13 protein-coding genes are annotated in these 12,482 nt (G+C 65.2%); 5 read left to right on the forward strand and 8 right to left on the reverse strand.

Annotation, left to right across the window (positions count from 1 at the left end):
• Window positions 1-80 precede the first annotated feature (80 nt).
• Window positions 81-356, forward strand: a complete 276-nt coding sequence (locus ACQP2U_RS02375) for a type II toxin-antitoxin system Phd/YefM family antitoxin (RefSeq protein ID WP_397030584.1) — start codon at window positions 81-83, stop codon at window positions 354-356.
• On the forward strand, window positions 353-757 hold the full coding sequence (locus tag ACQP2U_RS02380; RefSeq protein WP_433713173.1) for a hypothetical protein: 405 nt from the start codon (window positions 353-355) through the stop codon (window positions 755-757). The genes ACQP2U_RS02375 and ACQP2U_RS02380 overlap by 4 nt, the downstream gene beginning before the upstream one ends.
• Window positions 758-769: 12 nt before the next feature.
• Here the strand turns inward: ACQP2U_RS02380 and ACQP2U_RS02385 are convergent, their stop codons facing one another.
• The 7 genes from ACQP2U_RS02385 to ACQP2U_RS02415 form a co-directional block, all read right to left on the reverse strand.
• A complete protein-coding gene (locus ACQP2U_RS02385; RefSeq protein ID WP_433713174.1) occupies window positions 770-1,522 on the reverse strand; it encodes a DUF427 domain-containing protein in 753 nt (250 codons plus the stop codon).
• 38 nt (window positions 1,523-1,560) lie between these two features.
• Window positions 1,561-2,010, reverse strand: coding sequence for a MarR family winged helix-turn-helix transcriptional regulator (locus ACQP2U_RS02390; RefSeq protein ID WP_433713175.1), 450 nt, complete (start codon window positions 2,008-2,010; stop codon window positions 1,561-1,563).
• A 68-nt stretch (window positions 2,011-2,078) separates the two neighbouring features.
• Complete coding sequence (locus ACQP2U_RS02395) at window positions 2,079-3,158, reverse strand: acyl-CoA dehydrogenase family protein (protein ID WP_433716341.1); 1,080 nt, start codon at window positions 3,156-3,158, stop codon at window positions 2,079-2,081.
• A 20-nt stretch (window positions 3,159-3,178) separates the two neighbouring features.
• Window positions 3,179-4,210: an acyl-CoA dehydrogenase family protein gene (locus ACQP2U_RS02400; RefSeq protein ID WP_433713176.1), complete on the reverse strand. Its 1,032-nt coding sequence runs from the start codon at window positions 4,208-4,210 to the stop codon at window positions 3,179-3,181.
• Window positions 4,207-5,349, reverse strand: a complete 1,143-nt coding sequence (locus tag ACQP2U_RS02405) for an acyl-CoA dehydrogenase family protein (RefSeq protein WP_433713178.1) — start codon at window positions 5,347-5,349, stop codon at window positions 4,207-4,209. The genes ACQP2U_RS02400 and ACQP2U_RS02405 overlap by 4 nt, the downstream gene beginning before the upstream one ends.
• A complete protein-coding gene (locus ACQP2U_RS02410; protein ID WP_433713179.1) occupies window positions 5,349-6,239 on the reverse strand; it encodes an enoyl-CoA hydratase in 891 nt (296 codons plus the stop codon). Before ACQP2U_RS02410 ends, ACQP2U_RS02405 begins: the two co-directional genes overlap by 1 nt.
• Window positions 6,239-7,786 (reverse strand): FadD3 family acyl-CoA ligase, encoded by a 1,548-nt coding sequence (locus ACQP2U_RS02415; RefSeq protein WP_433713180.1) that lies wholly within the window; start codon window positions 7,784-7,786, stop codon window positions 6,239-6,241. Before ACQP2U_RS02415 ends, ACQP2U_RS02410 begins: the two co-directional genes overlap by 1 nt.
• A gap of 97 nt (window positions 7,787-7,883) precedes the next feature.
• Here ACQP2U_RS02415 and ACQP2U_RS02420 point away from each other — a divergent pair, with 97 nt between their 5' ends.
• Window positions 7,884-9,071 carry an acyl-CoA dehydrogenase family protein gene (locus ACQP2U_RS02420; RefSeq protein WP_433713181.1) on the forward strand — a complete coding sequence of 396 codons (1,188 nt, stop codon included), beginning with the start codon at window positions 7,884-7,886 and terminating at the stop codon, window positions 9,069-9,071.
• Entirely contained in the window at window positions 9,068-9,919 is an 852-nt protein-coding gene (locus tag ACQP2U_RS02425; protein WP_433713182.1) for an SDR family oxidoreductase, read from the forward strand. Before ACQP2U_RS02420 ends, ACQP2U_RS02425 begins: the two co-directional genes overlap by 4 nt.
• A gap of 221 nt (window positions 9,920-10,140) precedes the next feature.
• Here the strand turns inward: ACQP2U_RS02425 and ACQP2U_RS02430 are convergent, their stop codons facing one another.
• The gene (locus tag ACQP2U_RS02430) at window positions 10,141-11,211 is read right to left on the reverse strand and encodes an IS110 family transposase (protein ID WP_433709920.1); all 1,071 of its coding nucleotides are present in this window, start codon (window positions 11,209-11,211) and stop codon (window positions 10,141-10,143) included.
• Window positions 11,212-11,688: 477 nt separating this feature from the next.
• Here ACQP2U_RS02430 and ACQP2U_RS02435 point away from each other — a divergent pair, with 477 nt between their 5' ends.
• Window positions 11,689-12,417 carry a hypothetical protein gene (locus tag ACQP2U_RS02435; protein ID WP_433713183.1) on the forward strand — a complete coding sequence of 243 codons (729 nt, stop codon included), beginning with the start codon at window positions 11,689-11,691 and terminating at the stop codon, window positions 12,415-12,417.
• The last annotated feature ends 65 nt before the right edge of the window (window positions 12,418-12,482 follow it).

The raw sequence follows: 12,482 nt of genomic DNA on the forward strand, positions 1-12,482 counted from the left end.
CGCACGCCAGGAATGGCGAACGCTGGCCGCCGGTAGGAGCCTTGTAGCCTTCTGTGCTACGTCGGGCTACGCTATTGGTCATGAAGGTGATCACGCAGCGGGAGTTCCGCAATAACTCCGCGGCGGTCATGGACGCCGTCGAGGCCGGTGAGGTGTTTCGGGTTACCCGAAATGGCGTGGAGGTCGCCGAACTGCGACCGGTCGGCCGTCGCCGCCGATTGACCGCTGCGGAACTCGTGGAGCGGCATCGCAAGCTGCCTCGGGTGGATTATGCGGCGATGCGGCAGGAGGCCGACGAGTTTTTCGGTACCGAGGACCGCATCGGCGACGACGACGCATGGGAATCCCGTCGATGACAAACCAGCATCCTTCCGGCGTCCTGGATACCTGCACGTACCTCGATCTGGATCTGCTGGATCCAGATGTCCTGCCCAAGATGCCGGAGATCACCGCGATCACCCTGGCTGAGCTGAACCAAGGCGTCGCGATGGCCAAGGATGCCACGACTCGTTCCGCGCGATCGGAGCAATTGGGCGCTGCCATCGTGGACTTCGATCCGCTGCCGTTCGACGCGGACGCGGCCACGCGGTACGGCACGTTGGTGGCGCTGACCATTGCGGCGAAGCGTGATCCCAAACCGCGCAGGATGGACCTGCTGATCGCGGCGATAGCGTCGGCCCGTCGGCTGCCGCTCTACACACGCAACGGCAAGGATTTCCGTGGGCTCGAGAGCATGCTCGAGATCGTTGCGCTCTGATGCGGTAAGCGGTCAGCTGAACGGGGTCTTCGGGCGGTCTTGGAGTTCGCCGTCGAGGTAGATGTCGACCTTTTCGTTGTAGAAGCAGGCCAGGCCCGCGATCTTCTGGCTTTCCGGCAGTGGGGTGCGGTAGCCCCAGACGATGTCCGGGTAGTCCTTGCCGTCGATGTGGACGGACCAGTAGTCGGCGGTGCCCTTGTAGGGGCAGCTGGTATGGGTGTCGGAGGGCTTCAGTAGGTCCTGGCGGACATCGGTGAGGGGGAGGTAATACCTTGCGGGAAGGCCGGTTTCGAAGAGGATGCGGGGGGAGTGCGAGTCGGCGACGGTAGTGCCGTCGACTTCGACGCGGATATGGCGGGAGCTGGCGAGGATGTCGACGCGGGTGTACGGATCGCGCGGGTGGACGTAGACCGGCTCATCCTCTTCGAACCATTCGTCCATGGCATTCCAGTCCAGGCGCACCAGCTCGTTCAGTTCGGTGAAGGGGGAGTCGTGGTAGCGAACGGCGGCTCCAGCAGCGGTGGTGCCGTCGACGACCACGTCGTAGCCGGTCGCGGTGCCCCGGCTCGGTGATTTCGCGCTGGTGCCGTTCGGCTCGAGTTTCGCGTGCAGATCCGCGACGGGCAGATAGTAGGTCGGGTAGTGCGGACTCTCCCAGACCAGGACCGGGTGGGCGGTATCGGCGACCAACTGGCCGCCGAGGTAGACCCGGACTCGCTTCTGGCTGGTCGCTACCTTGACCCGGCCACGCTTCTCATCGGTCATACTCTCCGACCGTACTCCGGTCCGACTGGCCGGATCGACTAGCGCGACGTGGACAGATGCTGCGGCACCGACTTCTTCAGTGCCTCCAGCAGTTCCTTCATATCGCTTTCCATCCGGGCCAACCGTTCGATATCGAAACCGGCGAGCCCCGCCGTCATCGCCTCGCCGAAGGCGGCGCGGGCACGCGTCAAACGAGTACGTCCGGCCGGGGTGAGCTCGACGACGACGGCCCGGGAATCATCCGGATCCTTGCGTCGGGAGGCGTATCCATCCGCGACGAGCTTGCCGATCAGCGCCGTTGCCGCCGGCTGTGAACATCGGTCGATGCGAGCGAATTCGCTGACGCGGACCGCGCCGTGTTCGTCGAGCACCGCAAGGGCCCGCATCACGGCTCGCGGCAGATCATCGCCGCTGATCACCCCGGCCAGCCGGGTCAGCCGGCCCGCGGTGACGAGAAGGTTGACCACGATGTCATCTGCTGTTGCCACCCGAGCCTGCTGCACACAATATTATTACATACGCTAACTATCTATGGCCAGGGTATGCGCTGCGCCTGTCAGGCGGGTCGTGGCAGCGGCCTATGCGGTTGCCCGAACAACTGCGCATCACCGTGTGCGCGCTTGAAGAACAAATGCGCGTCATGTTCCCAGGTAATGGCGATGCCGCCGTGCAATTGCACCATCTCGGCCGCGATGGTCGTGAACGCCTCCGAACAGTGCGTCCGCGCCACCCAGACATCCTCGGCGGCGGACGGGCGCTGCTCCGCCACGGCGACCGTCGCCGCGTACGACGCGGATTCAGCAGACTCCACCAGCACATACATATCCGCCATGCGGTGCTTGAGCGCCTGGAAACTGCCGATCGGCCGTCCGAACTGCACCCGGGACTTGGCGTAGTCGACTGTCATCTCCAGACACCGCTGCGCGGCACCGACCTGTTCGGCAGCTACCGTGGCCCAAGCGATTTCATGCAGGCGTGCGATGAGTGCCGGATCCGCCGAACCGAGCCGCCGCGCCGCGACCGCCGCGAATGTGATTTCGGCCAGCTTGCGAGTGGGGTCCATGGTCGCAACCGCGCGCCGCGTGACGCCCGCAGCACCCGACTCGACCTCGAACAGGCCATCAGAAGTCACCACGACGAGTGTGTCGGCAGGTAACCCGTCGAGCACGTAATGCGCTGTGCCGGAAAGTATTCCGTCTTCGGAATGCACACCCGGCTCATCCCAGCCGCCGGTCCCCGCCCAGCACACGGCAATGGTGCGAGCGCCCTCGGCGACCTCGGGCAGCAGCCGTGCACACGCCTCGTTGTCACCGGACAACAGCACCGCCTGCGCACCGAGCACGGCGGAACCGAGCATCGGCACACCGGCCAGCGTGCGCCCCAACTCGGTTACCACCAGCAGGGATTCGACCAGGCTCGCACCGAACCCGCCGTATTCCTCCGGAATCGCGAGCGCCGCCACACCGACCTGCTCGCACAGCAGCCGCCACAGCGTCGCGTCATAGCCGAGTTCGGTATCCATTGCCGCGCGCACCGCGGCAGATCCGGCGTGCTTGGTGAGCAGCGCCCGAACCGAGGCGATGAATTCCTGATGTTCGGTACTCGGCCCACCCGTCACCCGACCGCCACCCCCCATCGAATCGCCACGCGATGCAGTCATTTCGTACCTCGCAAGGCCCGGTCCCGAACAGTTTCATCGCGCAGTGCGCGGGCAATGCGGGAACGATGCAGATCCGGTGTGCCCCAAGCCGACCGTAGCGCGGTCACCCTGGTCAACCACAGCGACAGGTCGTACTCGGCGGTGTAACCGATCGCGCCGTGTACCTGCAGGGCAGCCCGCGCCGCCCGATAAGCCGCATCACCGCAGGCGATCACGGCCGCCGAAACGTCGCGAGCGCGTGTGGTTTCCCCCATTGTCAATGCCGCCCGGTAGAGCAGCGGTTCGGCCAGATCGAGCCCGACCAGCACATCGGCCAATTTCTGCTTCACCGCCTGGAATTCGCCGATCGGCTTACCGAACTGCTTGCGCTGCTTGGCATATTCTGTCGCCGCAGCCAGTAGTGCCCGTCCCGCGCCGAGGAGCTGTGCCGCATTGGCCAGCGCACCGGTATCGAAGGCCACCGCGATGGCCTCGAGCACCTGCTCACCCTCGGCGACAACCGCATCGGATTCGACGACGAACAGCCGCCGCGCCGGATCGATCGATCGCACCAGGCCCGCGCGATGTCCGGTGCGGATCCGATTACCGTCGGCGATCAGCAACACCTCGGCGGTATCCGCATCCAATGCGACCGTGCCGTGATCGGGTGAAGGGAATGCCAACGTGCCGAGCGCGGCGCCCTCCGCGAACCCGGGCAGCCAGCGTTCGGCCAATTCGGTATTCGGAAGAGCTTGCAGCAGAGCGGGTATCGCGGCCGCCGTCTCGACCAGCGGTCCGGGCGCGGCGGCCCGACCGATCTCCTGGAATGCGACGACCAGATCGATCGGCTCCGCGTCGGCACCGCCGTGTCGCTCCTCGACGGCGAGACCGAGCGCACCCGCACCGGCCAGCTGCCGGATGAGTCCGCGTCCGGGCTGGGGATCGCCCGCGGCCCAGTTGCGTACGGCGGCGGGAGTCCGTCCGGCATCGAGCAGTTTGCGCAGGCTGGTGCCGTAGTCGAGTTGTTCCGGGCTGAGCGCGAATCTCATCGGCTGCTCCCTCTCGGTAGTCCGAGCAGCCGCTCGGCGATGATATTGCGCTGAATCTCATTGGTACCGGCGTAGATCGGGCCCGATAGCGAGAACAGATAGCCGTCGGTCCATGGTCCGGACCGCTCGGCCGCACCGCCGAGCACCTCCAGCGCGGTCTCGTGCATGGCGATATCCAGTTCGGACCAGAACACCTTGGTGATCGAGGATTCCGCACCCAGCTTGCCGCCCTCGTTCAACCGGGTGACCGTGCCGAAGGTGTGCAGCCGGTAGGCCTCGCTACCGATCCAAGCGTCCACCACCGCATCTCGCTGTGCGGTGTTGGTGCGGTCGCCGGCGTCGAGCCACAGATCGATGAGCCGCTGCGCGGTGGCGCTGAAGCGGCCAGGGGACCGCAGCGACAGTCCGCGCTCATTGCTCGACGTGCTCATCGCGACCTTCCAGCCCTCGCCTGGCGCGCCGATCACATCCTGATCCGGCACGAAGACATCGTCGAGGAAGATTTCCGCGAATCCCGGTTCCCCATCCAACTGCGGAATCGGCCGCACCGAAACACCCTCCGCGGACAGCGGGAACATCACATAGGTGAGTCCACGGTGCCGCTCGCCCTCGGGATCGCTGCGGAACAGGCCGAATGCCCAGTCCGCGAACGATGCGCGCGAACTCCAGGTCTTCTGGCCGCTCAACAACCAGCCGCCGGTGGTGCGCCGCGCGGTCGAACGGATACCCGCGAGATCGCTGCCCGCCTCCGGCTCGGACCATGCCTGCGCCCAGATATCGTCACCGCGCGCCATCCGCGGCATGATCCGTTCCAACTGCTCTGCCGTGCCGTGTTCGAAAAGCGTTGGCGCCAGCAGGAATATGCCGTTCTGGCTGACGCGTCCAGGTGCGGCCGCGGCGTAGTACTCCTGCTCGAAGAGCACCCACTCCAGCAGCGAGGCATCGCGCCCGCCGTACTCCTGCGGCCAAGCGACGACCGACAGCCCCGCCTCGGCGAGCGTGCGCTCCCATTCGCGATGCGCTTCGAACCCGACCTTGGTATCCATCGAGGGCAGCGGTTTCGCGGGTTTGTTGGCGGCGAGGAATTCGCGGACTTCGCGCTGGAATTCCTGTGTCGCCTGATCGAGATCCAGATCCACTACGTTGTCCCGTTCTGTTCGGACGTCGAGGCCGCGGTTGTCGCATTAGCCTTCATCGACTTGGCGTTCATACCGCCGAGCGAATCCGCGCCGACCTCGGCATTGTGCGCGTGCGCGAAGTGGTGCAGGCCGAATACCGAATCCATGCCGGCCCGCATGCCCATCAGATCCTCGGCCTGATTGACCGCCTTCTTGGTCAGCGCGAGCCCGAATTGCGGCATGGCGGCGATCTTTTCGGCCAGTGCGAGGGTTTCGGTTTCGAGCTCCTCGCGCGGTACGACGCGATTGACCATGCCCCATTCCTTGGCCTGTTCCGCGTCGAAGCGGTCACCGGTGAACAGGAACTCCTTGGCCGCGCGCGGACCCATCACCCACGGGTGCGCGAAGTACTCCACACCCGGAATGCCCATGCGCACAACGGGATCGGAGAAGAAGGCATCATCGGCAGCGATGATCAGATCACAGACCCAGGCCAGCATGAGCCCGCCCGCGATGCAGGCGCCCTGCACCATGGCAATGGTCGGTTTCGGAATTTCGCGCCAGCGTCGGCACATGCCGAGATACACCTCGAGCTCGCGCGCGAAACGCTGATCGCCGCCGACCTTGTCGACGTGATCCCACCAGAGTGCGGCCTTGTTCTGGTAGCGCACATGGTGATCGCGGCCCGGAGTACCGATATCGTGCCCGGCGCTGAAGTGTTTTCCATTGCCCGCCAAGATGATTACGCCGACCTCGGGATCCTCGACCGCGCGCTCGAAGGCGGCGTCGATGGCGTAGGTCATCACCGAGTTCTGCGCATTGCGGTAGTCGGGCCGGTTGAGCGTCACGATGGCGACCCGCCCGCGCCGTTCAAACGTGACCACGTCCGGCTCATAGGGGATCTCGGACATTACGACTTCTCCTCACGTAGTTCACGCTTCAGCACTTTCCCGGCCGCGCTATACGGCAATTGGTTCCGGAATTCGATGAACCGCGGCACCTTGAAATTCGCCAGCACCGTGCTCACATGGGCGCGCACCTGCTCCTCGGTCAGTGCCGCGCCCGGCTTGCGCACCACAAATGCCTTGCCCACCTCGCCCATTCGCGTATCCGGCACCCCGATGACCGCGGATTCGGCAACGCCGTCGAGCCGGGCCAGCGCCTGTTCCACCTCCGCCGGATACACATTGAAGCCGCCGGAGATATACATATCCTTGAGTCGATCGGTGATCTTCAGATAACCGCGCTCGTCGATCGTGCCGATATCGCCGGTATGCAGCCAGCCCTCGGTATCGATGGTTTCGGTGGTGCTTTCCGGATCGTTGAGGTAGCCGAGCATGACATTCGGGCCGCGCAACAGTACTTCGCCCTGCTCGCTCAGCCGCAATTCGAAATCGGCGATCGGGCGACCGCAGGTGCCCGCGATGGTCGCGGCATCATCGTCGGCGCGGCACATGGTGCCGAATCCGGCGGCCTCGGATAGTCCGTAGCCGGTGATGACGACGTCGAAGTCGAGTTCCGAACGCATGCGCTCGACCAGCACTACCGGTACGGTCGCGGCACCCGTGACGGCGACCCGCAGGGTGCTCAGGTCGTAGTCGTCCCGGCCCGGGAAGTCCAGGATCGTCTGGTAGATGGTCGGCGGTCCCGGCAAAACCGTGATCTTCTCTTCGCCGACCAATCGCATGGTCACCGGCACATCGAAGGTGGCCTGGGGAATGATCGTCGCGCCGGTCACCAGGCACGCGAGAATGCCCGCCTTGTAACCGAAGTTGTGGAAGAACGGGCTCACCACCAGATACCGATCGGAGCTGTCGAGGGTGGTGCATTCGGCCCATGCCCGCACCACCGAGAGCGCCTGCCGATGCGCGACCAACGTGCCCTTGCTGCGTCCGGTGGTGCCGGAGGTGAACAGGATGTCGGAAATATCCTCGGGGTTTACGCCTTCGGCGCGTTCAACGGCGTCCGCCAATGGGACCGATTCGGCTATTCCCGCCAGTTGCGACCAGTTCAGCGCGGTGGGATCGACGGTATCCGACTCGACCGGAATGACCACAACCGTATCGATACGCAATTCCGGTGCGGCGGCACGCAATTCGGCCAACCGGTCACGGCCGAGGAAGGTCCCGGCAATGAACAGCGCCTTGGCCTCGACCCGCTCCAGCACGTCGGCGGCCTCATCCGCGACGTAGCGGGTATTCAGCGGCACCAAGGCCGCGCCCGTGTAGTGGGCGGCCAGCGCGGCGATCACCCAGTGGTGGGTGTTCGGCGCCCACATGGCGACCCGGTCACCCGACTGCACGCCGCGCGCGATGAGTGCCCGTGCAATCTCCTGCACCGCCGATAGCAACTGCGCCCAGTCGAACCGCACCTCGCCGTCGCCGAGGGCGGGCGAGGTGCCGAAGGTGCGCGCGGCATCGTGCAGTGCCATGGGTGTCGTTTGTGCAGGGGTTGTCACGGGTGTCCTCACCGTTGGCGGGGTCTTTTGCTGCCTTTGCTCGATAAAAGCGGTCGGGCTCTAACAAAGCAAGTGCTTGGTAGGTTATCCTACCGGCGTGGGTGCGATCCAGACCTCAGATTCCGACACCGCAGCACAGGACGCGCGGTTTTCCGCAGAAGTGCGCGAGTGGTTGGCCGAGAACCTCGATGGCGAGTTCCGTGCGTTGCGCGGACTCGGCGGGCCCGGCCGCGAACACGAGGCCTTCGAGGAACGCCTCGCCTGGGACCGGCATCTAGCCGCCGCCGGATGGACCTGCCTCGGCTGGCCCAAGGAGTGGGGCGGACGCGAGGCCTCGGTGCGTCAGCAGGTGATCTTCCACGAGGAATACGCCAAAGCGAATGCGCCCGCGCGGGTTTCCCACGTCGGTGAGGAACTGCTCGGTCCGACCATCTTGGCCTTTGGCACTCCGGCACAGAAGCAGCGGTTCCTGCCGGGCGTGCGGAACGTGACCGAGTTGTGGTGCCAGGGCTATTCCGAACCCGGCGCGGGCTCGGACCTGGCCGCCATCACCACCAGCGCCCGGCTCGATGGCGAGGAATGGTCGATCAACGGCCAGAAGATCTGGACCTCGCTGGCCCATGTGGCCGACTGGTGCTTCGTCATCGCGCGCACCGAAAAGGGGTCGATCCGGCACAAGGGACTTTCCTACCTGCTGGTTCCGATGCATCAGCCGGGTATCGAGGTCCGTCCGATCATCCAGTTGACCGGCACCTCGGAATTCAACGAGGTCTTCTTCGACAATGCCCGCACCGCCGCGGACCTGGTCGTCGGCGAATCCGGTGACGGTTGGCGCATTGCCATGGGCACGCTCACCTTCGAGCGTGGCATCTCCACCCTGGGCCAGCAGATCCGATTCGCCCGCGAACTGGCCGACATCGAAGCGCTGGCCCGTCGCACCGGTGCGGCCGAGGATCCGTTGATCGCCGACCGCATCGACAAGGCATGGGTCGGCCTGCGTGTGCTGCGCGCCCACGCGCTGCGCACCATGCAGGACAGCACCGCCGACGACGGTGGTCAGGCTTCGGTTTCGAAGCTGCTGTGGGCCAATTGGCATCGCGGCCTCGGTGAATTGGCCATGGCCGTGCTCGGTCCCGCCGGTCTGGTAGCTGATGGGCACGATCTCAACGAATGGCAGCGGCTGTATTTGTTCACCCGCGCCGACACCATCTACGGAGGTTCGAACGAAGTGCAGCGCAATATCATCTCCGAGCGCGTGCTCGGCCTGCCGCGGGAGGCTCGATGAATACCGCATCGGGTAGCGATTCGACGGAGGGTGGCGCTCAGGTGACAGGTGGATCCGGACCGCTTTCGATTGCGCCGCAGCCCATTCCAGGGCACGGACTGCTGACCGGGCGCAATGCCGTCATTACCGCGGCGGCGGGTACCGGCATCGGGTCCGCGACCGCGCGCCGGTTGCTCGCGGAGGGCGCCGATGTCGTCGTATCCGACTGGCATGAGCGGCGTCTCGCGGAAACCGAGGTCGAGCTGAAGGCCGCATTCCCGCAGCGCCGGGTCGCCTCGATCGCGTGCGATGTGCAGAGCACCGAACAGGTCAACGAACTGATCCGTGGTGCCGCAACCGCTTTGGGTCGCATCGACATCATGGTCAACAATGCCGGACTCGGCGGCGAGACCCCGGTCGTCGATATGACCGACGAGCAGTGGGACCGCGTCCTGGACATCACCCTCAACGGCACCTTCCGTTGCACCCGCGCCGCGCTCGGCTACTTCCGCGATGCGGGCCACGGCGGCGTCATCGTCAATAACGCCAGCGTGCTCGGCTGGCGCGCGCAATACGGCCAGGCCCACTACGCCGCCGCCAAGGCCGGTGTCATGGCCCTGACTCGCTGCAGCGCCGTCGAGGCCGCCGAACTCGGTGTTCGCATCAATGCCGTCGCCCCGAGCATCGCCAGACACGCCTTCCTGGACAAGGTCAGCTCGACCGAACTGCTCGACCGCCTCTCCGAGCGCGAAGCCTTCGGCCGCGCGGCCGAACCCTGGGAAGTCGCCGCCACCATCGCCATGCTCGCAAGCGACTACACCACCTACCTCACCGGCGAAGTGGTATCGATCAGCAGTCAGCGCGCCTGAGGAACGCACAACGTCGCGGCAGAACAGTGGCCGAGGCTGAACTCCTCGCTCCGGCGACCCCAACGGAGCGAGTCTCACGAGCGAGGAGTTCGTGGCGCGTCTCCCGTTCGAGTCGTCGAACCGCATGCGACGAAGTCGCGAGTCGCGCCCTTCCGGCATGCGCGCACCGGGTGCTGAACGTCCGGCCATCACCGACCACGAGGGAGATGCTCCTATAGATGTCAAGTGTTTGTGTTCGGGGGTGGTGTGGTGGTTTTCGGGGTTTTGAGGACGTGGTAGATCTCGCGTGTTACGAGTCGTTTGAGGCAGCGCATGATGTCTTTTTTGGACAGGCCTTGTTGGGTGCGGCGTTCGGTGTAGGCGCGGGTTCGTGGGTCCCAGCGCATGCGGACGACGACGATGCGGTGGATCGCGGAGTTGGCTTGCCGGTCGCCTCCTCGGTTGAGGCGGTGGCGATCGATGCGTCCGGAAGAGGCGGGCAGTGGTGCGGTCCCGACCAGCATCGCGAACGCGCTTTCGGAGCGTATCCGGTCGGGGTTGTCTCCTGCGGTGACCAGCAGTTGGCCGGCGATGTCGGGGCCGACACCGAGTAGTTGCAGTAGTGGTGAGTTGATTTGGGCGACAATGGGTTTGATTGTGGCGTCGAGTTGGGTGATTTCCTCGCTCAGCGCGCTGTGACGGCGTGCGAGGTGTCGGAGTGTGATCTTGACAGCGTGGGCGGGGTCACCGGCCTTGCGTATGTCCGGACGTGCGGTGAGGCAGGTTTTGATCAATTCGCTGTCGGTCAGCGGCGCCAGTCGCGTGCGCAGCTGCGCGGGCGCGGTGATGATCAACGACTTGATCTGTCGTTGGGTATCCGACCGCTGCGCGACGGCGCTGCGGCGTGCGACGCGCAGGTTACGCAGTGCCTCCACCAGGCCGTCGCGTTGTTTGGGTGTGCCGGTGCGCTCACCGGCCAACGCGGCGCGGGCCGCGGCCAGGGCATCGATCGGATCGGATTTGCCCTGCATGCGGCGGGTTTTGCGGTCGGGCCGGTCGATCTCGACGATCGCCACCTTCTTGATCGCCAGGTAACGAGCCACACCGGCGCCGTAGGCGCCGGTGCCCTCGATACCGACCAGCACCAGCGTGCCCAGTGTCTGTAACCACGACAGCAACTGTGCGTATCCGGCGGGGGTGGCGGGGAACTGGCCCGAACCCAGCGTCCGGCCGGCAGCATCGATCGCAGCCGCGGTATGAGTGTCTTTGTGGGTGTCGATGCCGGCGGTGACTTCGATCACCGCGTGTGTCATGGTGGGAATGTGCCTGCCCTTTTCTCTCGACCGGGGTTGAGGACGGCACACACCAGCCGGGCGGGCGGACAAGACAGTAATGGGTGACTGGTGCGAACAGGCTCCTATGAAGTCACGAACACCACGTCCGGTGAGTACCTGAGTGCCCGTGGTGGTCGACCGACAGATCTCGCTGAAGGCCCGAAGCCAGTCTTACGGTGAGTCAGGACGGCCACCACGGGAACTCAGCAATCATTACTGTCTTACGAGCGAGGAGTTCGCGGCCCGTCTCGCGTCCGAGCCGTCGAAGCGCATGCGACGAAGTCGCGAGTCTCGACGGCTCGGACGCGAGACACCAGGGGGCCGCGAACACGCAGCGCCAAAGACACCTCACCTCTCCTCCCACCTCCTGATCAGGTAAAAAGGCCGGGACGCGGGCCGTGCACCTGTGCAATGCTGGGTGTGGCCGAATCCCGTACTCCTTAAGGGGCGATGGCTATGGGGCTGGATCGCCCACAGGCCCGCGAACAACTGGAACTCGAATTGGTGCGCGAAGTCGTGCTGGCCAGGCGACGGATGGACAGCATGGTGCTTGCGGCGCTCACCCTCGGTGCCGAACTCTTGGACCACACTTGTGAGCGCGTGACCGCGACCCGGGCCGCTCAGATTCTCGAGCAATGCGCGATCGACGAATCCGAGGTAGCTCGCGATCCGCGTGGTGCGTTGCGTGCCGATATGGCACGCGATTATGAACGCGCCTACCGCATCGGGCTCGATGTCGCATCGCTCGGGTCCGAGCAGGACCGTAGACGACGACGGCAGACGGCGCTGTTGTGTGAGGTGCGAGCGGATCTGCTCAATGTCATTCGCAAATGCCGCAAGTACCGGTTCGATCGCGTCGAGTTCGCCGACGAGATCGCCCAGGGCCTGTGCGCAGCCACGGACAAGCTCGTCGTCGGCGCGGATATGGATACCTACCGAGCCTGGCAGCGCGGCATGATCCTCAAACTCATCGAGGAGCCGGTCCCCTTCGGTCCGCCGCGCGTGTTGGCCACCGTTGACGCTGGTCCGGATCGCGGACCGCTGACCGTCGAATGGGACAGCTGCGAACGCAGACTCGCGCTGGTGGCGCGGATGGCGCGCGCGGGTGTTTCCCCGGTCGTCATCTGCGACCGGCTACTTTCCGATCTGTCGGTGTCGTCACCCCTGCGCTATTCGATGCGCTGATACCTCCCGTACCACTGATTTCGCTGGTACATGGGTAGCTCGTCGGGGACGGGCCAACGGAACTC

The sequence above is a fragment of the Nocardia sp. CA-084685 genome (genome assembly GCF_050955785.1).
Taxonomy (GTDB): domain Bacteria; phylum Actinomycetota; class Actinomycetes; order Mycobacteriales; family Mycobacteriaceae; genus Nocardia.